Annotated in this window: 25 protein-coding genes and 1 tRNA gene; 14 read left to right on the top strand and 12 right to left on the bottom strand. The window is 55.0% G+C overall.

What is annotated here, in order from left to right; all coding sequences use genetic code 11:
- The first annotated feature begins 29 nt into the window (after positions 1–29).
- On the top strand, positions 30–1,691 hold the full coding sequence (locus tag ACW17M_RS19280) for a methyl-accepting chemotaxis protein (RefSeq protein WP_457547955.1): 1,662 nt from the start codon (positions 30–32) through the stop codon (positions 1,689–1,691).
- Here ACW17M_RS19280 and rarD read toward each other — a convergent pair.
- Complete coding sequence (gene rarD / locus ACW17M_RS19285) at positions 1,662–2,570, bottom strand: EamA family transporter RarD (RefSeq protein ID WP_141441058.1); 909 nt, start codon at positions 2,568–2,570, stop codon at positions 1,662–1,664. The two genes, ACW17M_RS19280 and rarD, sit on opposite strands and share 30 nt — an antisense overlap.
- Positions 2,571–2,642: 72 nt before the next feature.
- Here rarD and ACW17M_RS19290 point away from each other — a divergent pair, with 72 nt between their 5' ends.
- Both ACW17M_RS19290 and ACW17M_RS19295 read left to right on the top strand, forming a co-directional pair.
- Positions 2,643–3,455, top strand: coding sequence for an amidohydrolase (locus ACW17M_RS19290; RefSeq protein ID WP_027959555.1), 813 nt, complete (start codon positions 2,643–2,645; stop codon positions 3,453–3,455).
- Positions 3,456–3,457: 2 nt separating this feature from the next.
- Positions 3,458–4,162, top strand: a complete 705-nt coding sequence (locus ACW17M_RS19295; RefSeq protein ID WP_027959554.1) for a pseudouridine synthase — start codon at positions 3,458–3,460, stop codon at positions 4,160–4,162.
- Positions 4,163–4,299: 137 nt separating this feature from the next.
- On the opposite strand, the gene ACW17M_RS19300 is transcribed toward ACW17M_RS19295, so the two are convergent.
- The 6 genes from ACW17M_RS19300 to gloB all read right to left on the bottom strand — a co-directional run bounded on the left by ACW17M_RS19300 (position 4,300) and on the right by gloB (position 12,110).
- Positions 4,300–5,883 (bottom strand): ABC transporter ATP-binding protein, encoded by a 1,584-nt coding sequence (locus ACW17M_RS19300; RefSeq protein ID WP_457547956.1) that lies wholly within the window; start codon positions 5,881–5,883, stop codon positions 4,300–4,302.
- Positions 5,876–6,952 (bottom strand): ABC transporter permease, encoded by a 1,077-nt coding sequence (locus ACW17M_RS19305; RefSeq protein WP_457547957.1) that lies wholly within the window; start codon positions 6,950–6,952, stop codon positions 5,876–5,878. Before ACW17M_RS19305 ends, ACW17M_RS19300 begins: the two co-directional genes overlap by 8 nt.
- A gap of 2 nt (positions 6,953–6,954) precedes the next feature.
- On the bottom strand, positions 6,955–8,028 hold the full coding sequence (locus ACW17M_RS19310; RefSeq protein ID WP_007114307.1) for a microcin C ABC transporter permease YejB: 1,074 nt from the start codon (positions 8,026–8,028) through the stop codon (positions 6,955–6,957).
- A 77-nt stretch (positions 8,029–8,105) separates the two neighbouring features.
- Complete coding sequence (locus ACW17M_RS19315) at positions 8,106–10,046, bottom strand: extracellular solute-binding protein (protein ID WP_457547958.1); 1,941 nt, start codon at positions 10,044–10,046, stop codon at positions 8,106–8,108.
- A 42-nt stretch (positions 10,047–10,088) separates the two neighbouring features.
- Positions 10,089–11,312 carry a transglycosylase SLT domain-containing protein gene (locus ACW17M_RS19320; protein ID WP_233975169.1) on the bottom strand — a complete coding sequence of 408 codons (1,224 nt, stop codon included), beginning with the start codon at positions 11,310–11,312 and terminating at the stop codon, positions 10,089–10,091.
- Positions 11,313–11,342: 30 nt separating this feature from the next.
- Positions 11,343–12,110: a hydroxyacylglutathione hydrolase gene (gloB, locus tag ACW17M_RS19325; RefSeq protein WP_009287828.1), complete on the bottom strand. Its 768-nt coding sequence runs from the start codon at positions 12,108–12,110 to the stop codon at positions 11,343–11,345.
- A gap of 111 nt (positions 12,111–12,221) precedes the next feature.
- Here gloB and ACW17M_RS19330 point away from each other — a divergent pair, with 111 nt between their 5' ends.
- From ACW17M_RS19330 to nudC, 4 genes are read left to right on the top strand one after another with little or no spacing between them, the layout of a single operon-like run.
- Positions 12,222–13,124, top strand: coding sequence for a class I SAM-dependent methyltransferase (locus ACW17M_RS19330; RefSeq protein WP_138801556.1), 903 nt, complete (start codon positions 12,222–12,224; stop codon positions 13,122–13,124).
- Positions 13,117–13,587, top strand: coding sequence for a ribonuclease HI (gene rnhA / locus ACW17M_RS19335; RefSeq protein ID WP_022523349.1), 471 nt, complete (start codon positions 13,117–13,119; stop codon positions 13,585–13,587). The genes ACW17M_RS19330 and rnhA overlap by 8 nt, the downstream gene beginning before the upstream one ends.
- A complete protein-coding gene (gene dnaQ / locus ACW17M_RS19340) occupies positions 13,587–14,327 on the top strand; it encodes a DNA polymerase III subunit epsilon (protein ID WP_457547959.1) in 741 nt (246 codons plus the stop codon). The genes rnhA and dnaQ overlap by 1 nt, the downstream gene beginning before the upstream one ends.
- Entirely contained in the window at positions 14,320–15,105 is a 786-nt protein-coding gene (gene nudC / locus ACW17M_RS19345) for an NAD(+) diphosphatase (RefSeq protein WP_039859836.1), read from the top strand. The genes dnaQ and nudC overlap by 8 nt, the downstream gene beginning before the upstream one ends.
- A gap of 25 nt (positions 15,106–15,130) precedes the next feature.
- Here nudC and ACW17M_RS19350 read toward each other — a convergent pair whose 3' ends face one another.
- A complete protein-coding gene (locus ACW17M_RS19350) occupies positions 15,131–15,442 on the bottom strand; it encodes an SCP2 sterol-binding domain-containing protein (protein ID WP_022523352.1) in 312 nt (103 codons plus the stop codon).
- 181 nt (positions 15,443–15,623) lie between these two features.
- On the opposite strand from ACW17M_RS19350, the gene sohB reads away from it, so the two are divergent.
- A complete protein-coding gene (sohB, locus tag ACW17M_RS19355; RefSeq protein WP_457547960.1) occupies positions 15,624–16,667 on the top strand; it encodes a protease SohB in 1,044 nt (347 codons plus the stop codon).
- 17 nt (positions 16,668–16,684) lie between these two features.
- Here sohB and ACW17M_RS19360 read toward each other — a convergent pair whose 3' ends face one another.
- Positions 16,685–17,005: an ArsR/SmtB family transcription factor gene (locus ACW17M_RS19360; RefSeq protein WP_022523354.1), complete on the bottom strand. Its 321-nt coding sequence runs from the start codon at positions 17,003–17,005 to the stop codon at positions 16,685–16,687.
- 278 nt (positions 17,006–17,283) lie between these two features.
- Here ACW17M_RS19360 and ACW17M_RS19365 point away from each other — a divergent pair, with 278 nt between their 5' ends.
- The 3 genes from ACW17M_RS19365 (at position 17,284) to ACW17M_RS19375 (ending at position 20,976) form a co-directional block, all read left to right on the top strand.
- A complete protein-coding gene (locus ACW17M_RS19365; RefSeq protein ID WP_338127292.1) occupies positions 17,284–19,257 on the top strand; it encodes a propionyl-CoA synthetase in 1,974 nt (657 codons plus the stop codon).
- Positions 19,258–19,463: 206 nt separating this feature from the next.
- Entirely contained in the window at positions 19,464–20,132 is a 669-nt protein-coding gene (locus ACW17M_RS19370) for a 7-cyano-7-deazaguanine/7-aminomethyl-7-deazaguanine transporter (protein WP_009287831.1), read from the top strand.
- Between the two features lie 40 nt (positions 20,133–20,172).
- Complete coding sequence (locus tag ACW17M_RS19375; RefSeq protein ID WP_230805697.1) at positions 20,173–20,976, top strand: alpha/beta fold hydrolase; 804 nt, start codon at positions 20,173–20,175, stop codon at positions 20,974–20,976.
- Between the two features lie 34 nt (positions 20,977–21,010).
- Here ACW17M_RS19375 and ACW17M_RS19380 read toward each other — a convergent pair whose 3' ends face one another.
- Both ACW17M_RS19380 and ACW17M_RS19385 read right to left on the bottom strand, forming a co-directional pair.
- Positions 21,011–21,310, bottom strand: coding sequence for a hypothetical protein (locus ACW17M_RS19380; protein WP_233975166.1), 300 nt, complete (start codon positions 21,308–21,310; stop codon positions 21,011–21,013).
- Positions 21,311–21,350: 40 nt separating this feature from the next.
- The gene (locus ACW17M_RS19385; RefSeq protein WP_027959544.1) at positions 21,351–22,487 is read right to left on the bottom strand and encodes an ABC transporter substrate-binding protein; all 1,137 of its coding nucleotides are present in this window, start codon (positions 22,485–22,487) and stop codon (positions 21,351–21,353) included.
- A 152-nt stretch (positions 22,488–22,639) separates the two neighbouring features.
- Here ACW17M_RS19385 and ACW17M_RS19390 point away from each other — a divergent pair, with 152 nt between their 5' ends.
- Positions 22,640–24,346 (top strand): potassium/proton antiporter, encoded by a 1,707-nt coding sequence (locus tag ACW17M_RS19390; RefSeq protein ID WP_009287833.1) that lies wholly within the window; start codon positions 22,640–22,642, stop codon positions 24,344–24,346.
- A 49-nt stretch (positions 24,347–24,395) separates the two neighbouring features.
- Positions 24,396–24,486, top strand: a tRNA-Ser gene (locus tag ACW17M_RS19395).
- Between the two features lie 133 nt (positions 24,487–24,619).
- On the opposite strand, the gene ACW17M_RS19400 is transcribed toward ACW17M_RS19395, so the two are convergent.
- Positions 24,620–24,814: a hypothetical protein gene (locus tag ACW17M_RS19400; RefSeq protein ID WP_457547961.1), complete on the bottom strand. Its 195-nt coding sequence runs from the start codon at positions 24,812–24,814 to the stop codon at positions 24,620–24,622.
- Between the two features lie 332 nt (positions 24,815–25,146).
- On the opposite strand from ACW17M_RS19400, the gene ACW17M_RS19405 reads away from it, so the two are divergent.
- Positions 25,147–25,761 carry a hypothetical protein gene (locus ACW17M_RS19405; RefSeq protein ID WP_457547962.1) on the top strand — a complete coding sequence of 205 codons (615 nt, stop codon included), beginning with the start codon at positions 25,147–25,149 and terminating at the stop codon, positions 25,759–25,761.
- Positions 25,762–25,784 lie beyond the last annotated feature (23 nt).

Below are 25,784 nucleotides of genomic sequence, written 5' to 3' on the forward strand. Positions count from 1 at the left end.
TCAATAACATCAATAAAAGAGTACAGCTCATGCACTTACTGCGATTGTGTGTTCCGGTGCTGTTTGTAGTGCTGTCGATAGGGCTTGCCATACAAGGAGGGCTCTGGCGTTATCTGGCACTTCTATTCGCCGCGCTAGGCGGTGGCGCTATGCTACTCAGCGTACTGGAAGGCGTCTACCGAGCCGACCAACGTCGCCTGGAACAGCATCGGCTTGGCTTTAAGCCACTGCGTGATTACCATTCGCTTCGCGCCATGGCCTACAGGTTAATGAACCGCGCTAGCAGCACAGCGATTGCCTCGGCAGAAGTGTCGCACTATGCCGATCTGATGGATCAGCGCCTCTCAAAGCAAGAAACCATGGCTCGTGAAGCTTCATCGAGCATGACGGCCATTAATGCAGCCATTATGCAGGTGAGTGCCAGCGCCAGCCAAGTGGCAGCGCTGGCAGAGAGCGCCCGGGAGGCCAGTCATCACAACCATGCTGAACTGGACGATATTATTCAGGACATGAGCGATGTTGCCGACCGCTCAAACCAAGCGCTGAAAATGCTAACCGCGCTGAACGATAAAATTGAGCGTGTACGTAACGTTACTTCCATGATTGAGGATATCGCCGAACAAACCCATCTGCTGTCGCTCAATGCGTCAATTGAAGCGGCCCGAGCGGGTGAACACGGGCGAGGGTTTGCAGTCGTCGCCGGCGAAGTGCGCAACCTGGCACTCAAGACCTCTACCGCAACGCAAAGTGTCGATGAGCTGGTTAAGGATATGCATCAGAGCGGCCAGTCGGTCGTCGCCACTATGGGCCAGTTAATGACCCGTATCAGCAAGCGCTCCAAGGGGCTACAAGTGGTCGGCAACAGTCTGGGTACGATGACTCAAGAATTCGACCAAGTGCAGAGGGAAATTACCCGTGTTGCCGATGCCATGGAAAACACTCGCCAACATAGTCAAACCGTGGCGGACAGCCTGAGCCAGTTGGAAGATGATGTCGATGAAGGCAATCGTAATATGCATGATTTGGCCGAGCAGGCCCGGGCATTGATGGAGGCTGCCGAAGGGGTCGATGGTGAACTGGCTCAACAGCATTTGGAGGGTCGCCACCAGCAGGTATTCCACGCTGCACGATTAACCGCCGATAAGTTGGGTAAGCTGCTGGAAAAAGCGATTGCCCGCGGGGAGCTTTCAGACACCCACCTGTTCCAGCCTCATTATGAACAGATTCCGGGTACGCAGCCGCCGCAATATAAAACCGGCTTTGATAGTTTCACTGATAGGTACCTGCCCGATTTGCAAGAGCCTTTGCTCACGCAGCTAAGCTTAAGCTATGCCATTGCCTGTGACCGTAAAGGCTATGTGCCGACCCATAACAAAGCGGTCAGTCTTGCACCAACCGGTGACTACGCGCACGATTTAAAGTTCTGCCGCAACAAACGCATTTTCGATGACCCGACGGGCAGCCGATGTGGGGCTCATGAAAAGCCGCTGCTACTGCAAACTTACAAGCGCGATACCGGCGAAATCATGCACGACCTCTCTGTGCCGGTGTATGTGCAGGGTAAGCACTGGGGCGGATTCCGGGTTGGCTACCAGCCTGAGCGTGATATAGCGACTCCCCCTGCGTTGCAGTCAGAGGCCGCCCCAGTGCCACCGCTTGCACTAACTAGCCGCAGCGTAGCGCGGGCGTGACTGCCACGCCGACCAGGAGTAGAGCGCGAGCCCGATCCAAATAAGCACAAACGTTGCCAACTGAATAAGGCCCAGGGGCTCGCCGAACACGGTTAAGGCAATCAGAAACTGAATGCTGGGGTTGATGTACATCAAAAAGCCCAGAGTTGCCAAACGCAACCGGCGTGCCGCGCCGGCAAAGGCCATTAACGGCAGCGCGGTCAAAGCCCCACTGGCGATCAGCAGGCCAGTCGATGACGTATCTTGAAGAAAATGCGAGCTGCCGTTCCAGCTTAACCAGGTCAAGGCGATCAGGGCGAGTGGGAATAGCAACAGGGTTTCCACAAACAGTCCCGATAATCCGTCCAGTGGCACCTGCTTACGAAACAGGCCGTAACTGCCGAAGCTTAACGCCAGTAGTAGACTAAGCCAGGGCAGTTCACCCAGCATCACAAACTGCGTGGCAATGGCCACGCTGGCCAAGCCCAAGGCGACCAGCTGCAGCTTGGCCATCACTTCCCGAAGTACCAGCATGCCTAGCGCGACGTTCACTAATGGCGTTAAGAAGTAGCCCAGGCTCGCCTGCAATACCTGCTTCGACTCCACTGCATAAATATAGATACCCCAGTTAAACGCAATCAATAGCGCACAGGCCAACACCCGACCAAGCCGCTTGGGTTCCCCCAATGCGGTGACAACGGGCGGCCAGCGGCGCAGAAGGGTAATCAAGCCGACCAGAAATAGACACGCCCAAATGATACGGTGAATCAATATTTCAAAGGCGGGAATGCCGTCAAACAGGGCAAAAAATAGCGGAAAGCAGCCCCACATGGTGTAGGCGGTTAGCCCATACATAACGCCTTTGACGGCATCAGGGTCGCGTGTTGGAGTAGGAAGCATAGCAGCCTCATTATTTAAAGATGCTAATCTAGCATAAACGTTGTCTTGAGACTGACGAATTGGAGGTGTTAAGTGAGTCAACTTAGGAACACGCTAGTGCAGTGTGATCTGCGCTGGGAAGATCCCCAGGCCAACCACGCTCATCTTGAGAAGTTGCTGGGCGAGCTGGATAGCCGCGACACGGATCTTATTGTATTGCCTGAGATGTTTGCCACTGGCTTTACCATGAATTCCCGCGAAATGGCCCAGCCGATGGCGGAAAGTCAAAGCGTTGCCTGGCTACAGGCCCAAGCGAAGGCACGCAACTGTGTGATGACCGGCAGCGTGGCGATCGAAGAGGACGGTGAGTTTTATAACCGCTTGATTTGGGCAACGCCGGAGGGGGTGTTAACCCACTACGATAAGCGTCACCTATTCCGTATGGCCGGTGAGCATGAGCGCTACGGTATGGGCAGTGAGCGTAAAGTGGTAGAGCTCAATGGCTTTAAGCTGCTGCTGAGCGTTTGCTACGACCTGCGTTTTCCGGTCTGGATGCGCCAGCAGCCAGCAGAAGGGGAGCATTTCGAGTATGATGCGCTGCTGTGTATCGCCAACTGGCCAGCACCCCGTCGTCACCCTTGGCGCACGCTGCTGCAGGCCCGTGCGGTCGAGAACCTAAGCTATGTCATTGGCGTAAACCGCGTTGGAGAAGATGCCAAAGGGCTTGCCTATAGTGGCGATTCCCTGTTGGTGGACTTCAAAGGCGAACCGCTCATTGATCAACCTGCCCATACCCCGTTTATAGAAACGGGCACGCTGGATAAAACTGCCCTTGATGCTTTTCGTGAAAAATTTCCTGCCTGGCAAGATGCCGACCACTTTCAACTGCTGCCAGGAGTGGGTTAATGATGCGCCTTGATCGCTTTTTGAGTGAAACCACGCCATTAACCCGTAGCCTGGCTAAGCGGGCACTCAAAAATGGTGAGGTAACCCTCAACGGCGAGCCGATCAAGCAGTCGGCGACCCAGATCGATACCGATAACGATGTGGTGGTGCTCAACGGCGAGCGGTTGGCGCTGGTTGGCTTGCGCTACATTATGCTGCACAAGCCCGTCGACGTTGAATGCAATGCCCGCCGCGGACTCTATCAGCGCGCGATAGATCTGATAGATCTGCCCAAAGCCGATCGGTTACAGCCGGTAGGGCGGTTGGATGTGGATACCACGGGACTGCTGCTATTAACCGATGATGGCCAGTGGTCGCACCGTGTCACGTCACCGCGCCATCGCTGCGCCAAGGTGTATATCGCCGAGCTAGCGGAACCGATGGAAGGTGCGACGGCGGAGTGGGCGATTGGTCAAGTCGCCGATGGCCTGATGCTGGATGGAGAGGAGACCCCGACGCAGCCCGCAACACTTAGGCTGCTTTCGCCCACCCAGGCAGAACTCACCATTACCGAAGGGCGCTATCACCAGGTGAAGCGTATGTTTGCCGCCTTGGGCAATCACGTGAATTCACTGCACCGCAGCTCTATCGGTGATTTGGCTTTGGATGCCAACCTGGCGCCCGGCGAGTGGCGAGAATTAACCGCCGACGAAATCGCGCTTTTCTGAGTCCTTGCTTAAGGTCTCTATTAGCCGCTTCCCAAAAGGGTAAGCGGCTTTATTTTATCTGGATATTTATACCGTTATCTTAGTTCTGCCACCAACAATAGCAAGTATCGTGACTCGATAAAGTTAGTAAGTCAGAACTAGTGAGTCAGATGCGCAGCGGCAATCAACGCTTGAGTATAAGCGTGCTGTGGCGCTGAAAGCACCTCTAGGCAGGGGCCTTGTTCGACCACTTCGCCATCCTTGAGCACCATAATACGGTGTGCCATAGCACGCACAACGGCTAAGTCATGGCTTATGAATAAATAACTTAGCTGACGGCGTGCCTGCAGATCGCGCAACAGGGTGACTAGCTGCTTCTGCACGGTACGGTCTAACGCCGAGGTTGGCTCATCCAGCACCAATAGTTCCGGTTCTAAGATAATCGCTCTTGCCACGGCAATGCGCTGGCGCTGACCGCCGGAGAACTCGTGGGGGTAGCGCGCGGCACAGCTCTCGGGCAAACCTACCTCGTGCAGCGTTTGATTAACCCGCTGGGTGACTTCTTCAGTGGTGAGATGGGGGTAGTGAAAGCGCAGCCCCTCGCTGACGATATCAAACACTGGCATACGCGGTGAAAGCGCGCCATAGGGGTCTTGAAACACCATTTGCAGGCGATGGCGGTGGCGGCGTAACGCATCGCCGGTTAGGGCGCTTAGTTTATCCTTGCCAAGGGTAACATCGCCTTGGCTAGTGACCAGCCGCATGACCGCTGACGCCAGCGTGGTTTTACCTGAGCCGGATTCACCGACAATGCCCAGGGTTTCCCCTGGCGCGATTTGGAAATCTATTGGATGCACCGCCACAAAAGCAGGGGGCTGGCGCTTAAATAAGCCGGTCTTAGGGCGCTTAAAGCTCACGCTTAATTGACGAGCGGTCAGTAGCGGCGCTGTATGCTCTATAGCTTGGGGCCTACCTTCCGGCTCAGCGGCCAGTAGCGCTTTAGTGTAATCGCTTTGAGGGTGCTGAAAGACCTGCTCCACCGGGCCGATTTCTTGAATACGTCCCTGGTACATCACGCAAATGCGATCGGCATGGCGGCGCACCAGGTTTAAGTCGTGGCTGATAAACAGCATGCCCATGCCATGATGATCGCGTAGTTCACGCAGCAGGGCGAGAATCTCCTGCTGTACCGTGACGTCCAGCGCGGTGGTGGGCTCATCGGCAATCAGCAGTGAGGGATTGTTGGCAATCGCCATGGCAATCATCACCCGCTGGCGCTGCCCACCCGAGAGCTGGTGGGGCCAGGCATCCAACAATTCGTCCGGGCGCGGTAGTTTCACTTGTTCCAACAGTTCTTTGCAGCGTTCCCGGGCCGCCTGGCCCCGCAGTCCTTGATGCAGCCGCAAGGCCTCACCAATCTGCTTGCCCACCCGATGCAGGGGGTTGAGCGAGGTCATCGGCTCCTGGAAGATAAAACCGACGCGATTGCCACGCACCGTGTTCCACTCAGTTTCCGTTAAAGTGGCCAGATTGGTATCACCTAGCCAGCGTTCGCCTTGAACGCTGGCATTACTGGGCAGCAAATTCACCATGCCCAGCGCCGATACCGATTTACCCGAGCCGGACTCACCGACAATGGCCAGGGTTTCACCTGCATGGAGGGTGAGTGAGAGTGAGTGAACCACCGGGGTGCTATCAAAAGTGACATCAAGGTGTTCAATGCGCAGCAGGGGATTAGGCATGCTGAGTCTCCTGAGCTGGGCCTGCTTGGCGCTGTTGTACGTGGCGGGGATCAAAGGCGTCGCGCAAGCCCTCGCCGATAAATACCAGCAGTGACAGCATGATCGCCAAGGTCATAAACGCCGTGATGCCCAGCCAAGGGGCGTGTAGATTATTTTTGCCTTGGGCAGCAAGCTCACCCAGCGAGGGAGCACCCGGCGGCAGGCCGAAGCCGAGAAAATCCAGAGCGGTCAAGGTGCCAATGGCGCCGGTAAACAGAAACGGAATAAACGTCAGCGTGGCGACCATGGCATTGGGTAGCACGTGACGCCACATGATTAAACGTGACGGCAAGCCCATGGCTTTGGCCGCGCGCACATACTCCAAATTGCGTGCACGCAGGAACTCGGCACGCACGATATCGACCAGGCCCAGCCACGAAAAGAGCAGCATAATCCCCAGCAGCCACCAAAATCCCGGCTGAACAAAGCTGGCTAAAATAATCAGCAGGAATAGCACCGGTAAGCCGGACCAAATTTCAGTGAATCGCTGACCGATCAAATCAATTTTGCCGCCAAAGTAGCCCTGCACACCGCCCACTACCACACCGACGACTAGTGATCCTGCGGTGAGTGCCAGTGCAAAGGCTACCGAGAGTCGAAAGCCATAAATCACCCGTGCGGTCACATCCCGCCCTTGGTCATCGGTGCCCAGCCAGTGGCGGCTATCCGGCGGGGCCGGAGAAGGGCGGGTCATATTCATGTCCAGGGTCTGATATGAAAACGGAATAATGGGCCATAGCGCCCAGCCATGATCATCAATTTGTTGCTGAACAAAGGGATCCAGATAGTCCGTTCGGGTCGGTAGAAAGCCGTCAAACTCGGTTTCTGGGTAGTCCACCAGCATGGGAAAGTACCACTGGCCGTCGTACTGCATGATGATCGGTTTGTCGTTGGCAATTAGCTCGGCAAACAGGCTAAGAATAAACAGCGTGGCAAATAACCAAAGTGACACCCGGGCACGGCGATTGGCTTTAAAAGCGGACAGTCGACGGCGAGTGATAGGCGATAAACGTGATGATAAAAAGGCCATTATCACGACTCCCGAGTCGAAAAATCGATACGCGGGTCTACCCACACGTAGGTCAAATCGGAAATCAGCTTGAGGATTAAGCCGATCACGGTATACAGGAATAGGGTGCCGAAAATCACCGGGTAATCCCGCTGCATGACCGCTTCGAAACCGAGCAGGCCCAGCCCATCCAGGGAGAAGATCACTTCGATAAGCAGCGCGCCGGTGAAGAAAATACCGATCATGGCGGCGGGTAGGCCCGCGATAATAATCAGCATGGCATTGCGAAACACATGGCCGTAAAGCACGCGCCGCTCGTCGGCCCCCTTGGCGCGGGCGGTAATTACATACTGCTTGTGAATCTCATCGAGAAAGCTGTTTTTGGTTAGCATCGTCAGCGTGGCAAAGCTGCCAATCGAGGCGGCGATAACCGGCAGTGTGATATGCCAGAAGTAGTCTTTGACCTTGCCCCAGGCTGAAAGCTGGTCGAAGTCGGGTGAGGTCAAACCGCGTAAAGGGAATAAGTCCCAGTAGGTGCCCCCGGCAAACAGGACAATGAGCAGGATGGCAAACAGGAAGCCCGGAATGGCATAGCCGACAATCACTAACCCCGACGACCAGACGTCAAACCGGGAGCCGTGGCGTAGCGCCTTTTTAATGCCTAACGGGATAGAGATTAAATAGACCAGCAGTGTCGTCCAGAGCCCCAGTGATATGGAAACCGGCAGCCGCTCAATCATCAGCTCTGTGACCGGGCGGTCGCGGAAGAAACTGGTGCCAAAATCGAGGGTGAGGTAATCCGCCATCATGCCGATAAAGCGTTCGTGGGCGGGTTTGTCAAAACCAAACTGCTGCTCCAGCTGCTCGATAAAGCGTGGGTCAATACCTCGGGCTCCCCGGGAGTCATCGCTGACCTGGACATCGGCGCCCCCCATATCCAAGCGAGTGCTGGCCATGGCGTCGGCGCCTTCAAAACGCGCCAGCATCTGATCAATTGGCCCACCCGGCGCCGCCTGAACAATAATAAAATTGAGTAGCATGATCCCGAAAAGGGTCGGAATCATTAGCAGCAGTCGGCGTAGGGTATAACGGGCCACAGAGCACTCCGAGGTTTATGACGATGAAACCGTTGAGGACAAGCCGTTGCACTTAAGAAGTTGTAATCGGGCCAAAGTTAACGGCCGCGCTGGCGGCGCTGCAGTTCTGCTTCACGGTCAGTGTCTACCCACCACGCATCCAGATCCATGGCGTATTTGGGGAAGGGTTCGGGGTAACCAAACTTATCCCAAATGGCGATGCGGGTCTCCCCAGAGTGGTAGTGGGGAATCACATAGAACCCCCAGCGCAGCACCCGATCCAACGCGCGCGTGGCGGTATCCAACTCTTCACGGCCCTCAGCACTAATGATCTCCTCCACCAGTGCATCGACCGCCGGATGTGCCAGCGCCATCCGGTTACGGCTTTGCGGTGCTTCGGCGGCGGCGCTGGTCCAGAAGTCGCGCTGTTCATTGCCCGGGTTGTTCGACTGAGGGAAATGACTGATCACTATGTCATAGTCATAATTACGCTGTCGGTTTAAATACTGATTAATATCAACGATACGCAGCGACGTCTGTACCCCTAAACGGGCCATGTTGCGGAGCATTGGCTGCACCACCCGTTCAAGCCCTGAGTCGTAGAGCAGCACTTCCAGGCTTAAAGGCCGCCCGGTTTGTTGGTTAACCAGTATGCCGTCTTCAACGCTATAACCTGCCTCGCGGAGGAGATCGAGCGCTTTACGAAGCCGCTCACGCAGCTCGATGGGCTGATCGATAGGCAGGGGCTGAGTGAACAAACGGTCAGAACCATGAGAGGTAATCAACTCCTCCCGAAAGGGCTCCAACAGCGCCAGTTCCTCCTCAGAGGGTAAGCCGGTGGCTTCCATCTCTGAATTTTGGAAAAAGCTCTCGGTGCGCTGATAGGTACCGTAAAAAATATTGGTGTTGAGCCACGGGAAGTCGAAGGTCAGGCTCAACGCTTCCCGCACCCTGGGGTCTTGGAACTTCTCTTTACGCAGGTTGAAAACAAACGCCTGCATCATCGAAGGGTTAACGTCCGGTACCGTTAGCCGCTTTACCAAGCCCTCTTCATAAGCTGGGAAGTCGTAGCCAATTGCCCAGGTGGCGGCGCGGGCATCGGTACGAAAGTCGGTGAGACCCGCTTTAAACGCTTCCCAGGCAATATCCCGATCACGGTAGTAGTCGTAAATGATGCGATCAATATTGTATCGGCCAACGTTGACCGGCAAATCTTTACCCCAATAATCTTCATCGCGCTGATAAACAATTCGCCTACCTGGGTCTACTTCGCTAATGCGATAGGGCCCGGAGCCTGGGTGTGCCGCAAGGGTGGGGGAGGTGAATTCGCGGGGCTCCCAGTAGTGGCGGGGGAGTATGGGTAACTGGGCGACTATTAACGGCAGCTCTCGGGATTGAGTGTCGTTGAAGGTGAACCGTACCTGATGCTCATTGAGGGCGATGGCTTCTTCCACTCCCGCGTAGTAACTGGCGTAAAACGGATTTCCCTCTTCGCGGAGCAGGTTAAGCGAGAACACCACATCGTAGGCCGTGACAGGTTCCCCATCTTGAAAACGCGCTTCAGGGCGCAGGTCGAACTCAATCCACTCCCTGTCAGGGTCAAGGCGCACGCCTTCGGCCAGCAAGCCGTAGAGGCTAAAGGGCTCATTGGGGTTGCTGGCCATAAGGGTGTCATAAATTTGTGAAATGCCGGTAACTGGCGTGCCGCGAATAATAAACGGATTGGTCGAGTCAAAGCTGCTCCCCACGGCGGTATGGGTAATGGTGCCGCCTTTGGGGGCCTGTGGGTTTACGTGAGGGAAGTAGGGGAAGTCGGCTGGCAGCTCGGGGCTATCGTAAAGCGATAACCCATGAACTGTTTCAATAGGAACCACGTTGTTTGCGTCGGTGTTCAAATCACCCACCACATTAGTGTTGGTGGCGGTGATAGACGTCGACTCTGACGCTATTGTTTCGGCGTCTGAAGCCAGTATTGAAACGTTGGACAGCAGGCCACTGATGAGTAGAAGCGTTTTCGCAAAAAACAAACCACGCGGCATTTGAGACATCCCATGTGAACAAAGCCAACTAGTTAACCCGGTTTAACGCCCTGAAAGTGTCAGCAGTTGGCCTGGTTGCAGAGTGCTGGGGCGGTCAATCGCATTCCAGCGTATAAGGTCTTGCTGGTCAATATTATACCGGGCCGCAATCGCAGAGAGACTGTCGCCTCTTTCAACGCGGTGGGTATTGCCACGGCTGTTTTGCGCAAACGCTTGGTTGCTGTCTTGTGTTTGACTGCCGCCTTGAGAAAGCTGCGCTAGCATCTGGGTATCCACTTCTTCAGGTACCAGCAGTGTCTGAGCACTACGGGGGTCAATGCTGCCATTGAGCAAGCCAGGGTTTAATTCGGCTAACGCTGTTTGGCTGACACCCAGAAGTTGAGAGGCTTCTGAGAGCGTCACTGCTTGGGCCAACTTAACTTTAGCGAAGGCCGGATCAACATGTATTTCCGGCAAGCTGACACCGTACTGCTCAGGGTCGTTAATGATGGTCGCGATGGCTTTCAGTTTGGGCACATACTGCATGGTTTCATAGGGCAGCGAGAGATCCCAGTAATCACCGTTTAGGCCTTGGCTTTGGGCCTGGCGTCGAGCGCGGTTAACGGTGCCTGCGCCGGCGTTATAAGCCGCTAATGAAAGCATCAGATCGCCTTCATACCACTGATCGGCCTGCATTTCCAAGTAGTCCAGCGCCGCTTCGGTGGAGGTTAAAACGTCTAACCGGCCATCGTAGTTTCCGTTGCGTACCAAACCCAATGCATCACCAGTGCCGGGCATAAACTGCCATAGCCCAGCAGCGCCGCGATGACTTCGCGCGCCTGGGTCAAAGGAGCTCTCGACGAAGGGGATTAACGCGACTTCACCAGGCAGGCCACGCTCGCTAACTTGCTGGGTAATCCAGGCAAGCCAGGGAGAGGCGCGTTCGGTGATAGTAGCAATGTTTTCGGGGCTGGAACGGTAGTGCTCAATCCATTCGTCTACCCGTGCTTGGGCCTCGTCTGGCAGTGACTTCTCTTGCCACTGAAAGCTTTTACGCAGCGTTGTCCAAGCGTCCTGAGGTTCCAGCTCCAGCGCCTCCCAAAAATGGATTCGGAACGGCGTGGGGCGTGGTTTTGTAGCGTCTACTGATTTACTGGTTGATGCCGTAGATCCTTCATAGGCTGTCGCAGAGGCTTGTGAGCTTGCCGCAGCGGCTAACATTAGGCCCATTATTACGGTACTGCCAGCGCTCAGCATCAAGCGCTGGCGAATCGTTCGATAGGTCATAGTTGCATTCGTTTGGTTTCGATAGCGTTCTTAAAAACGGTTCTTCCACTCGCGTAGAGTGGTGAACGTAGCGAGATCATCATTATTAACACCCTGGGTGCCTGCCGCTTGGCGCACGCTATCAGTGCCCACACGGAGGTAGGGATTAATTTTCAGCTCGCGTCCTATCGTGCTGGGTAAGGTGGGGCGATCCAATGCCCGCGCCTTTTCACACTCCTGCAAGGCGTGTTTGACGTCTTCGTTTTCAGGATCCGCAGCACGGGCAAACGTTAGGTTTGCCTGAGTGTACTCATGGGCTGCAAAGACCAGTGTATCTTCAGGGAGTTCCGCAAATTTTTTCAGCGCGGTGTACATTTGCTCCGGGGTACCCTCGAATAAACGACCGCAACCCGCGCAAAAAAGGGTATCACCGCAGAACAGTAGTGCAGGGATACCCGCTGTGAAGTAGCTGATATGATCCAGCGTATGGCCGGGGGTCGCCATGACGTCAAACAAGCGACCCATAATGCGGACTTCGTCGCCATCACCCACGGTTTCATCGATGCCTTCAATCTTGGGATTGTCGGGGCCGATAACGTGCGGAGAGTAGCGTTTAATTAATTCTGCTAAACCACCGGTATGATCATGATGATGGTGAGTAATCAGAATGCAGCTTAGGGTGAGCGACTCACGCTCAAGAAACTCGATCACCGGGGCAGCTTCACCGGGATCCACCACACAAACGCTTTGACTGGTATCTTGTCTTAATAGCCAAATATAGTTGTCGCTAAGGGCGGGGATCGGTGTCACGCTCATCATCGGCGAGATCCTTTAAGTTACGAAAAAACACATCAAACATTGCGCTTATTAGCGCTAAATCGGTGCGTAAAAGGCGTTAAAAAGCCGTTACTGTGGAGGGAAGCGCTGTTCATGTCAAATTCGACGATGGCCACGACACTGGCTAAGCGCTTACAAAGTAGCCAGCCTTATTGGCAAACAGAGGCGGGGCGTTCGCTGTGGGAAACACAGCGTGCCTGCTTAGGGCCCGTTGTGGAATCGCGTGTGGGCGGCCACAGCTTGGAAATGAGCATGGGGCCGGCACTGATGACCATGTCGGCCATTGCGCACCCCATACGCTGGTTGCCTACGCGTCAGTTAGCCGAAAACGATAGCACCTTGGTATGCCCACCGGATCAGCTTGCGCTGCCGGATCGCTGTTTAGATGTGATGGTCATCCACCACTGGCTTGAGCACTTAACCGATGCCCACTTTACGCTTCAGGAGGCTGCGCGTGTCACTGCTGACAACGGCATTATGGTGCTGTTTGGTTTTAACCCTGTCGGTGTGAGTGGTCTTACCCGGCAGTTGCGAAAGCGCCAACAGACGTTTCCCTTGAGCGGTACCTGGCGCTCGGCTAGCCGCCTGCGGGACTGGTTGGCGTTTGTCGACTTTGAGGTGGAGCGGGTAGACTATTGCTGTTTCAGGGGGCGGATGAACGCCAAGTGCGGTGAGTATTGGGAGTCGTTAGGGCGGCGGCATAACCTGCCGCTGGGCGAAAGTTATATGATTCAAGCACGCCGACAGCAGCGCCAAGCGCCAGTGCAGCGTTTGAAATTTGGTTTGAAGGCGCCAGTGTCCCCGGCGTCGTTGGGAGTTACCCGCTCAGGCTCATCCACCCACTACCAAGCTTATCAAACGCCTCCCGCTAGAACATCGCAAGCCAAAACACGGCAAACGGATAGGCACACAGCTGATTCAAATAAAGCTGATCCACAGAAGCCTGTTTTACATAAATCTGTTTTACATAGACCGGGGGATCAGGAGATTGACTAAAGAGGCGGCGGGAGATCTACCTCGGGTAACGGTGTATACCGATGGGGCTTGTAGGGGCAACCCAGGGCCCGGCGGATGGGGCGTCGTGCTGGCGAGTGGCGAGCATGAGAAAACCTTGAAAGGCTATGAAGCAGATACCACTAATAATCGCATGGAGTTAATGGCTGCGATTATGGCGCTACGCACCCTCAATACCCCTTGTGAAGTGGCGCTTTGGACTGACTCCCAATATGTACGCCAGGGGATTACCCAGTGGATTCATAACTGGATCAAGCGCGGCTGGAAAACCGCTGCCAAGCAGCCGGTCAAAAATGCCGAACTGTGGAAGACCCTGCACGAAGAGACCCAGCGCCACCAAGTCGAGTGGCACTGGGTAAAAGGGCATAGCGGCCACCCTGGCAACGAGCGCGCCGATGCGCTGGCCAATGAAGCGATTGATGAGCACCAAAAGAGGAGAGCATGATGCGTCAGGTGATCTTGGATACTGAAACCACGGGTATTGACCCCAAAGATGGCCATCGCCTAGTCGAAATTGGTGCTATTGAGATGGTCAATCGACGCTTCACTGGTCGCACTTATCACCAATACATCAATCCTGAGCGGCATATCGATGCTGAAGTAGTCGCCGTTCACGGGATTGATGATGCCAGAGTCGCTAACGAGCCGGTATTCGCGACAATTGCCGATGAGTTTTGGGCATTTATCGAAGGCGCGGAGCTGGTGATTCATAACGCCCCCTTCGATGTGGGCTTTATTGACCACGAGCTGGGCATGTTGAATCGGCAGCGTAAATCCCCTGTGTTGGGGCCGGTAAGCGATCATTGCGGCGTATTAGATACGCTGACCATGGCGCGGAAGATGCACCCCGGTCAGCGCAACAGTCTTGATGCATTGTGCAAACGCTACGATATCGACAATGGCCACCGGGTACTGCACGGCGCACTGTTAGACTCTGAAATCCTCGCCGAAGTCTACCTGGCGATGACCGGTGGGCAGACCGCGCTGACCTTGGACGCGGCCTCCGCAGCGGAACAGGAACAGGCGGATACCTCCAATGAGGGGATGTCGATTCAGCGGCTTTCTTTAACGCCGGGCCAGTTGCGCGTGGTGCGGCCAACAGACGAAGAGCGAGCGGCCCATCAGGCCAAGTGCGAGGCGCATCAATTGAACTGGTTTGAGGAGGGTGCGGCCAGCGATGCTTAGGCGAGAAATCCCCCATCACGAACAAGCTGGTCGGGTTATTCGGCTGTCGCGTAGCCTATTGGCGCCCGCACCGTTAAACGGTAGTGAAGAGTTGACCCCGCTGCAGCCCTATCAACCCTGGACAGAGCAGATGCAGCCGCTGTGTTACTGGGATGATGAACCGGTGGCGCTGCTTGTGGAATCCAAAGCTGGAAACGATTGGATTGATGGTCGTCAATGGATGAGCGAGCTTTCAACCGTTTGGTTTAGCCTGCTTTCCACGGCGCTGCAGGTAGGTGCTTGGTTAGAGAATCACCGTTTCTGCGGCCGCTGTGGTGCACCGGCCACCAAGCTAACTGCGGAATTTGCTATGCACTGCCACGCCTGTGGGCACCGCAACTATCCGCGTATCTCACCGTGTATTATCACGCTGGTGACCAGCGGGGAGGCGATGCTGCTTGCCCGCAGTCCGCGCTTTCCACCCGGGCGCTACTCCACCTTGGCGGGTTTTATCGAGCCTGGGGAGTCAGCGGAAGAGGCGGTGCATCGTGAAGTGTTTGAGGAAGTGGGCGTGCATATCGATCAACTGCGTTATCACCAAAGTCAGGCGTGGCCATTCCCGCACTCGTTGATGTTTGGTTACTTCGCCGAAGCCACCACCCGGCGCATTCGCATCGATGGGGTGGAAATTAGCGATGCGGCGTGGTTTTCACCTCGTCAGTTGCCCTCTCTGCCGCCGCCTTACTCGATATCCCGCGAACTAATCGAAACCCATTTGGCACGCTGGCGCGAAGAGTAAGCGGCGCCGCGTGCCGATATGACGATTACTCGCTAGGGAATAAGCTAGTCAGCTTAGTGGCCAGCATGACATTACCAGTCGCTTTTAGCTTACCGGTCATAAAGGCCGTCATACCATTGATCTCACCGCTCATAATGCCTTTTAGCGTGTCAGTGGTTAGGCTTAAGCTGACAGAAGGGTCGTCGTGCTCACCCTCTTGTACGTCCAGCGTGCCATCCTGGATATTTAAGTAGTAGCTGCCCGCATCGGTAAAGTGAAACTGGAAAACTTCATCCATGCCCTTTGCCGCTTCCGGATTAAAACGCGCTTTTAACTTCTCAAGGGTGTTGTTTGACATAACATATCTCTCGGTTAAGTAGATCAGGCTAAGGCTAGCGACCAGAGCCAAAAGAAACAATCGTAAAGGCAAGCGAGGTTATTTCATACGGGCGTTCCAATCAAGCGCGCTAGTCACTATCAGCATACGCATATACAACGCACGAGCTATAAAGGAATTAATCCTCTAATGGAGAACGTCAATGAGTGAATGGGTAGCAGAGATAGGCACCTTTGTTGTGCAAACCACCATCGTGATGGCGCTGATAGGCTTTGGCCTGCTGCTGATTGCACGAACCAAGCAGGACAAAGAGAGCGAGCTGAAACTCACGATCGAGCCACTTAACGATCAACGACGCCGCCGTGTCCGGCGTTTGCGGCTGGCTGCCACGCTCCCTGGTGCGCGCAAAAAACTGCTGAAACTATTTCGCAGTGAAGATAAAAAGCGTCACAAGGAGCACAAAACGGAGCAAGACGGCGCCTCAGCGCCAAGGGTTTGGGTGCTCGACTTCCATGGCGATCTGAAAGCCTCGCAAACCGAGCATTTTGCTCAAGAGGTGTCGGCCATCATCGGTGTCGCCGCTAAGGAAGACGAGGTAGTAGTGCGCCTTGAATCCGCGGGTGGCCTGGTGCATGCCTATGGGTTGGCAGCGGCGCAGTTAGACCGGCTGCGCACGGCAGGGCTAAACACAACCGTCTGTATCGACAAGGTGGCGGCAAGCGGTGGTTACCTGATGGCCTGTACCGCACAGCACATCAAAGCCGCGCCCTTCGCAGTGATTGGCTCCATCGGCGTGGTGGCACAAGTTCCCAATATTCATCGCCTGCTTAAGCGCCATGATGTTGACGTCGAACTGCTTACCGCCGGTAAATACAAACGTACCTTAACTGTGCTGGGTGAAAATACCGAAGAGGATAAAGCGAAGTTCTTGGACGACTTAGAGAATACGCACCGCTTGTTTAAAAGCTATGTGGCAGAACGGCGTCCCAGCATGGATATTGACACCCTCGCCACAGGCGAGATTTGGTACGGTAGCGAGGCATTATCTCGTCAGCTTGTCGACAGCGTAGGGACTAGCGAAGCCTATCTGGTAGAACGTATGACCGAGGCGCAAGTATTCACAGTGAAGCTAGAAGCCCCTAAAACCGTCAGTCGTAAACTGGGGTTGGCCATTTCAGAAGGCGTTGAAAAAGCAGCGCTGAAAGCGCTTGGTCTAATCGACGCCGCTGGGTGGCAGCGGCGCTGAGATTAAACCTTGAAGCGTTATGCAGCGTAATGGTGTGCCAAGGTATCGATCACGGCCTTGGCGCTTTCGCTGCTTAACGAATAATAGATGGTTTGTGACTCCCGTCGGGTATCGACGAGCTCATCACGCCGCAAAATAGCCAGATGTTGCGAAAGTGCCGACTGACTTAACGCAAGCTGTTGATTAATTTGCGTCACTGACAGCTCTTTCTCGGCAAGAAGGCAGAGGATTTGCAGCCGTTTTTCATTGGCCAACGCTTTTAGCAGGTTGGTTCCCGCCTCAATAGCGCGACAGTTATGTTCAAGCAGGCGTGTAGCGGCGCTTGTAGAAGCAGACATAATGATCTCCTTGCCTACACTGTTACATCAGCGTTTTATAAGCATTGTTTTAAAGGCGTCGTTTTAAAGGCATTGCTGTACGTTGTCGAGGCATCGTCGCGTCGCGAGGATCATGTTGTTTAATGATCAGTAATTTAGCGAGTTTTGTCCAAGCTGCTGTTTAACGGTTAATCAATGGTAGTCATTTGACACCTTGTCGACAATGTCGGTGCCTGTCTACCGCTTTGGTCGCTATTTAGCCCATAGTATGAGGGCGAAATATCGGTTTCCTTTATAAAGTGTCAACAATCCTTTTTGATCGTTACTACAAAAAAGATAGGGACACCATGAGCCGCTACCAACACACCTTCCAACGCTCCATCGAACACCCTGAATCGTTCTGGGCCGAGCAGGCCAAACGTATTCCCTGGTACACGCCGCCTAAAACCATTCTCAGCTACGATGAGCAGAGCGCTGGGGCAGCGCATGCCCGTTGGTTTAGCGACGGTGAAATGAATCTTAGCTACGCTGCACTGGATTATCATGTCGAAAATGGGCGCGGTGATCAGGCGGCGATTTTCTGGGATTCGCCTGCCGCACAAGCCAAGCTCACCCTTAGCTACCGCGAAATGCGCGATAAAGTGGCGTATTTCGCGGGGGCGCTAACGCAACTAGGCATCACTAAGGGGGATCGCGTGGTGATTTATATGCCGATGATCCCCGAAGCGCTGGTGGCCATGTACGCCTGCGCGCGGCTTGGCGCTATTCACTCGGTGGTATTTGGTGGCTTCGCCCCCCATGAGCTGGCGGCGCGGATTGAAGACGCCGAGCCTAAAGTGGTGGTTGCCGCTTCCTGCGGTATCGAGCTGGGCAAGGTGTTGCCCTATAAGCCAATGGTAGACCAAGCCGTTGAATTAAGCGCCCATAAGCCGGATGCCTGCGTCGTTTATCAGCGTGAAGCGCACCGGGCTGAACTGGAGGAGGGCGATTACGACTGGGAAGAGTTGGTTGCGAAGGCGCCGTTTGCTGAATGCGTGCCGGTGAAGGGAACCGACCCGCTGTATATCCTCTATACCTCAGGCACCACCGGAAAACCCAAAGGGGTTATGCGCGATACGGGTGGCTACGCGGTAGCGCTGGCCTATTCGATGCAGGCGATCTACGCCATAGAGCCCGGTGAAGTGTTCTTTACCGCCTCGGATGTGGGCTGGGTCGTTGGGCATTCCTACATTGTTTACGCCCCCTTGCTACTTGGTTGCACCACGGTGGTATACGAAGGGAAGCCGGTAAAAACCCCCGATGCGGGCAGCTTCTGGCGCTTGATCGAGGAGTACCGGGTGAAGAGTTTCTTCACTGCGCCCACGGCCTTCCGTGCGATTAAGAAAGAGGATCCTGATGCCAAACTGCTACAGAACTACGATATCAGCAGCTTAAAGCATCTTTACGTGGCCGGTGAGCGCCTCGATCCACCCACGTTTCACTGGCTGGATGACCTTTTGGACGTACCGGTCATTGACCACTGGTGGCAAACTGAAACCGGCTGGCCCATCGCCGCTAACTTGCCCGGCATAGAGGCCGTGCCCACCAAGGCGGGATCCGCAACGTTCCCTGTTCCTGGCTTCAATGTGCAAGTGCTCAACCGCGATGGCGAGCAGGCCAAACCCATGGAGCAGGGCAGTGTGGTGATCAAACAACCCATGCCACCTGGTTGCCTAACCGGCGTATGGCGTGACGAGAAGCGCTTTCATAGTGCTTATATGGCGGCATTCCCCGGTTACTACTTAACCGGGGATGGCGGTTATTTCGATGAGCAGGGCTACCTGTTCATTATGGGCCGCACTGATGATGTCATTAACGTCGCGGGTCATCGGCTTTCAACAGGGGAAATGGAAGAGGTGGTGGGTGCCCACCCAGCGGTGGCTGAGTGCGCGGTCATTGGGATTCATGACGATTTAAAAGGGCAACTGCCGATCGGCTTAGTCATCCCTAAAGATGGCTTTAATGGTGATGAAGCCACACTTGAGGCCGAACTGATTGCGAGAGTTCGCGAGCATATTGGCCCGATTGCCTGCTTCAAGCAGGTGTTAGTGGTTGACCGCTTACCCAAAACCCGCTCGGGTAAAATTCTGCGCAAGCTACTGCGCACGATTGCCGATGGCAAAGAGTTTGGTATTCCCTCCACCATTGATGACCCCACCAGCCTGACCGATGTTCACGCCGTCATGCGTGAACGCTCGGTAGGTGCCGCTGATAGAGCCACACCGCTGGATTGATGCGGCTACTTTTTATTAGCCAAGTGCGAGGGCATGCAGATAGCCAAGGGGTGGCGGCTTCCATCCCTTGGCTTTTAATATCATGTATAAGCCGTATAATGCGCTCCCCAGAACAGCGCCAGTTTTATCAACGTTGATTTGGCGATGCGCTTACTACCCCGAGGGTTCCCTAACCCCTCTTATCTATTAAAAAAAGGTCTACCCGCATGTTTGCATTGAGTGAGACTCAACACCGCCGTTGCCTAATGGTGATGGTGGCTTTCCATATCGGCATTATTGCCGCCAGTAACTATCTCGTTCAGCTGCCGTTTACGCTGTTTGGCTTTCATACCACCTGGGGCGCGTTTAGCTTCCCGTTTATTTTTCTAGCCACCGACCTAACGGTACGTCTGTTTGGCAAAGGGCCGGCGCGATCGATTATTCTGCGCGTTATGCTTCCCGCACTGCTGGTCTCCTATGTGGTATCCGTGGTATTTCCCCGCGGCAGCTTTGCCGGGATTGAGGCACTTTCGGAGTGGAACCTGTTTGTCGCCCGTATCGCCCTCGCCAGCTTCCTGGCCTATGTGATTGGCCAGTTGCTGGATGTACAAGTGTTTGACCGTTTGCGCCAGTGGGCATGGTGGGTAGCACCCGTTTGCTCAACGGTGTTGGGTAACCTGGCTGACACCTTTGCATTCTTCTCGGCGGCGTTCTATAACAGCCCAGACCCCTTTATGGCCGCCAATTGGATAGAAATCGCCGCCGTCGACTATGCCATTAAGCTCGCTATCAGCCTGCTGTTTTTCCTTCCGCTGTATGGCTTGCTGCTTGCCTGGCTAACGCGCCGCTTGGTGGTTTGGACAGGCCAGGTGGATGCCGAGCCCCGTACGGCGTAATCGCGTAAACACACAGAGTCCGCAAGGCTGAGGAGCTAGCATGACTGACGTTGCCACCGTTGATCTCCACTTTATCGATATGCCCGCCGACGAAGCCGCCGCAGATACACCTCCGCTGGTGGTGATTCATGGTTTGCTGGGGAGTGCCGATAATTGGCGTTCGCACTTAAAAGTGTGGCAGGGCAGCCGCCGGGTGATTGCGCTGGATCTGCGTAACCATGGCCGCTCACCCCATGCAGAGGGAATGCGTTACGCCACCATGGCGGATGACGTGATAGCGCTATTGGACAAGCTCTCGATCGAGCGCGCTCATGTGCTGGGCCACTCCATGGGTGGCAAAGTGGCGATCAGTTTGGCGCGCTTGGCGCCTGAGCGGGTGGCGTCGTTGATTGTGGCGGATATTGCCCCGGTGGCTTATGAGCATGGCCACGATGATGTGTTTGCCGCGCTCGATAATGTGCGGGAAGGTCAACCCAAAAGTCGTCGTGAAGCCGATGATCTGCTGGGCGAGCATGTTGAGTCGCGACCCACACGGCTGTTCTTGGCCACTAATCTGGTGCGCAATGACGATAACGTGATGGCGATACGGGTGGGCTTAGATCAGATCAAGCGTGGTTATAGCGACATTATCGGCGTGCCCGGTGGCGAGCAGCCTTTTGAAGGCCCGGCGTTGGTGCTACGCGGCGGCGATTCTCACTATGTGGCTGACGATATGATCCCCGCGCTGCGTGAAGTGTTACCCCGCGCTCGTGTGGTAACGCTCAAAAATGCCGGCCACTGGCTACACGCCGACCAGCCGGAAGCCTTCCAGCAGGCAGTGACGGCGTTTCTAGACGCGCAGTAGATGCGTGTTCAAATACTTAAGAAGCGCTGTTTTATCAGAGTGGCGTGACCGTTAAGCCGTGCTGCTCTGGGTAATGCAGGGAACGGTTCAAAATTCGGTAGCTATCCACATCAAAGCTTGCGGGCGCTGCTGTAGCGCCCGCTGACTGCCCCTCAATAGCAATGCTGCCCGGCCACGGCCAAACATTGACCTGAAGCGGGGTGAGCGCTTCCTGCGTCCGCTGGGTATGCGCTGCTATCGACTCCTGACCATTGCACGCGCCACGGCACTTGCCCACCTGATTGGCAAAACAACGCCCCTTACCTTTTGCAAAAATTAAAGCTGTTTCGCTCATGGGCCGCCATGGTAGTGGATGGAGAGCTATTAATACTTGGTTATAAAGTGTGTGGATCTACTGCTAAACGCGATACGGGCAGCGTCTCGTCAGTAAGGCCCATTTTGTGTAGAAAGGTTTCAAAGTCAGCGTAACGGCGGCTATCTAACGCCGCGGGGCTCAGCGCCATGCGGCGCAGGATGTCCTCCCAGGCGTTGGCGTTAATGTCATTATCGAGCACAGGGTGCGCGCTAATCAGCAGCTCCCAGGCGGCGTCAGGGTTGTCGATAATCCAGTGGCTCGCTTGCTCAACGGCAAGCACAAACCGAGACCAGGTATCAGCGCGGCGCGCAAGCGTATCGCTATTGGCCAATACCACCAGGCCGTCATTACGGGGGATATCTAACTCATCGAAGCGAATGACGTGAGTGTTAATGCCTTCAGTCGCCAACTGCTGAGGAAGGTAGTGGTAAAAGCCATCGGCGACCGCGTCAATCTGACCCTCCCGCATTGCTCGAATGGGGTCGAAGTGCAGGTTGATGGGCGGGGTGAAATCATCGGTTTGCTGTACCGAGCGGGGGAGTAAACGCGGAATGCTCAGGTCGCGGCCTTCTCCGGTAGTATAACCGTAGTGTAACCCTGCCAAGGTATTTTCGGTTTCCGCCTGCTCCTCGCCCGCCACAATGACTGCCGTCAGCGAGGTTTCGATCAGTGTCGCGATGCGGACGATTGGCGCGCCGTTATGAGCCTGCATATGAAGCAGCGGCTGGCGGGTCAGCGCCAAATCGACTTCACCTGCGGTTAGCAGCTTGATAGCGATGGAGGGGTCGGCCGGTGACTGAATCTCCACTTCAAGTCCTTGGGCAGCGTACAGCCCTCGCTCTTTAGCAATCACCAAGGCTGCGTGCTGCGGGCTCAAGTACCAATCCAGCATTAGCGTGATGTGTTTAACCGGCGGTGGTTCGAGCGGCGGTGCCGGGGTTTGCGCCGTGGTGGGCACTTCCTCGACGCTTTCGCTGTCAATGTTTCGCCAAAATGCTTCCGGCACCTCAACATCTGTATCTAGCGTCAGCGGGGCCGTTTCTGAAGGGCTTTCTTCGCGCTCTTCATTTGCGTAAATAACTGAATTAGAAAACAATAAGGTGACGATAAGACTCAACAGGATAGGGTGCCAACAGCGTAAGAGGCAACGCAACATAGTCAGTAACTCCAGGGGTTGTAACGGCGAAGTGTAGCCGCCTGGGAAAGCTTCTGACCAGCCCCTTGAGCATAAGGGGGCGCTGAGAAGAGACAGTAAATTCAACGGTTACATGCAATAATAGCGCTGTATTGATGTAGAGACGGAGAGTCATGGACACAATTTATACGTTCTTTTTGGTAGGCGGTTCTCTTATGGCCCTCAGCATTTTGGCCAGCCGCTTATCGTCGATGATGGGTGTGCCGCTGCTGCTGATCTTCCTTGGGCTAGGCATGCTAGCAGGTGAAGAGGGCGTACTGGGCGTAGTGTTTGACGATTACTCCATGGCCTTTGCCATCGGCCACCTCGCGCTGGCCATGATTTTGTTAGACGGTGGCTTACGTACTCGCCTCAAAACCTTCCGAGTGGGTTTTAAACCCGCGCTTTCCCTCGCGACCTTCGGCGTCTTTATCACCAGCGCCATTGTTGGCGTTATCGCGATGTGGATTTTTGACCTAACGATAGTACAGGGCCTGCTGGTTGGCGCCATCGTAGGTTCAACCGATGCCGCTGCGGTTTTCTCCATGCTCAGCGGTCGCGGCGTTAATCTCAACGAACGGGTAGGAGCGACGCTGGAGATCGAGTCGGGTACCAACGACCCGATGGCAATTTTCCTGACCCTGATGCTGGTTGAGCTGCTTGTTGGTGATATTGGCGGCCCCGTTGAAACCCTGCTGTTTTTCCTTTCTCAGTTTGGTATTGGTTTGATTGTCGGCCTAGGGGGCGGTTGGCTGAGTGCCAAGCTGCTTCGCTGGCTCGATTTAGCCCCAGGCCTTTATGCCATGCTGGCGCTGGCTCTGGGGTTCAGCGTATTCGGTTTAACCAGTGTGCTGGGCGGTAGCGGATTTTTGGCCATCTACCTTGCTGGTTTGATGATTGGTAACCAGCCTGGGCGCCACCTTAACTTTATTCTGCCGGTGCACGACGGCTTGGCGTGGCTAAGCCAAATCGGCCTGTTCCTGGTGCTTGGCCTGCTGGTTACACCCAGTGAGTTATGGGACGTGGCACTGCCCGCGGGCTTGGTGGCACTGGCGCTCATCTTTATTGCCCGCCCGTTGGCGGTGCTGATCACCATCAAACCGTTCTTCAAATTCCGTTGGCGGGAAACCTTCTTCATTGCCTGGGTGGGCTTGAGAGGGGCGGTGCCTATCGTGCTGGCTATTTTCCCGGTCATCGGTGGGGTAGAAAATGCCTCGCTCTACTTTAATGTGGCCTTCGCCGTGGTATTGATGTCGCTACTGATTCAGGGGGGCTCACTAACACTGATGGCCAAGTGGTTGAAGGTGGAAGTGCCGGTAGGCACCGTGCCTAACCGGCGCGGCCCGCTAGGCATCTTGCCGGAAAACGACTTTGAGCTATTTGTGTACGGTGTTGAAAACCAGGATTTAGAGGATGTGCCCATCCGGCTGCTGCGTTTTCCTTCAGGTGCTTTGATTTCCGCGCTGTTCCGCGACCACGCCATGCTGCACCCCAAGGGCAGCACGCGCTTGAAGCTGGGCGATGTGATTTGTGTGATCGGCCGCTCAGAGGACTTGTACGCGCTTAACCGACTATTCAATGGCGATGCCAAGCTCAAGCAGGAGCGTGCCTTCTTCGGTACCTTTACCCTGGATGGCAGCGCGCAAATGCAGGATATCGCCCAAGCCTATGGCCTAACGCTCAGCCCCGGTGAACAGGACATGACACTGGCGGAATTTATCGCCCTGCGCGTGGGTGGCCACCCGGTTATCGGGGACGACGTCGATTGGCACGGCATTCATTGGGTGGTCAGCGATATGGAAGGCGGAAAGATTACCCGCGTCGGGTTACGTTTGTACTAAAAGGCGTTGACTTCCAAGGAAAAGCTGTTAGTATACGCACCCATAAGCCGGAGGGATGGCAGAGCGGTTGAATGCACCGGTCTTGAAAACCGGCATAGGTTAATAGCCTATCCAGGGTTCGAATCCCTGTCCCTCCGCCACTTATTCAAGGGAATCAGCTAATTAGCTGGTTCCTTTTTTTATGTCTGAGCATCGGAAAAGGGCGAACATATAACGAGGGGAACACCTACCGTTATACTGCTCCAGCCAGACCAGCGCATAATAGACTAATGTCTAATCTCCTAAGAACTCTCCCGCCCCCAGCGTGCTTACCGTCAACACTCGCTTAGCACGTAGATAGACCTCCGTCGTTCGCCGGTCGCTGTGCTGCAAATTGGTCATGGCGTCATAGCCTTGGTCATCTGCAGCGGTTGCGTGCTTTGCGCGTATATCATGCTCGGTAAACCATTCGATGTGGCCCTCATGCATCGCCTTACGCACCCCGTACTGCCAGCGACTGTGAAACTTATCCTTGTTGTAGGGCAACCGTCCCGCTTACAGAACAGCGTAGAGCCTTGCTTGCCACGGCCTAGGTTGTCGGCCTTTATCTCCTGCACTAAACGCCTCAGCTCATCATCCCAGGGGATCACAGCCTGTTTGCCTGCTTTGCTGCTGCGTAAAACGATGCCGTACGGGGTGAGCTGAATAAGGTGAAAAGCGTGTGGGATCAAGTCGTTGACGAAAGAAAACGCAACGCTAAGGGCAACAAAACGCAACGGTTGCGCAATAACGCAACGAGAACGCAACGGTAGGGGAAAGTGATGCGATATATCTCAGCTCGACAGATGATTTTTGACGCGTATCACGAGCAGCGTGGAAGCGTGATGGCGTATGCGAAAGAGATAGCGTGCATGGGCTCTCAGGTTCAGATGACACAGCGCAATAACAACGACTGGCGCATTGTGAATGGGTTGGAAGCGGGCGCGGTGATTAGTGCCGTTGAAAATCAGCCAGCGCACTTAGCAGCGTTAGCCCGTTACTGCTTTGGGCCGTTTACTCGCGATGAACTCGCAGAGGATAGGGAGTGTATACACACCGCGTTGATGCACGCCGGTATGCAGATGCGGTTGCCGGGACAGGGGCAAAGCGAGCATCCCCCGGCAGAGGCAGCGCAACAACTGCGCTGGATCGTGTCGGCAGCGATTCACCACCACGCGGAAACCACGTACCCGTATAACCGACCAGGGCTGCATAGTCCGCGTAGGATTGCCGTCTGGATTAAGGTGGAGCATGGGGAAATGGTAGATGTAGGGCGTTGGTCTCGCCGCGGGCGTGTTTGCTGGGGTGGCGTATGGGGGCGATTACTGGATACATTAGACCACTGGGAGGGACAGCCGCTGGCACCAGTGGCTGCACTCATATTTAAAGCAGCGTGATCATTCAAGGCGAAGCGGTATAA

Source organism: Vreelandella sp. 2A-K22 (assembly GCF_054065485.1).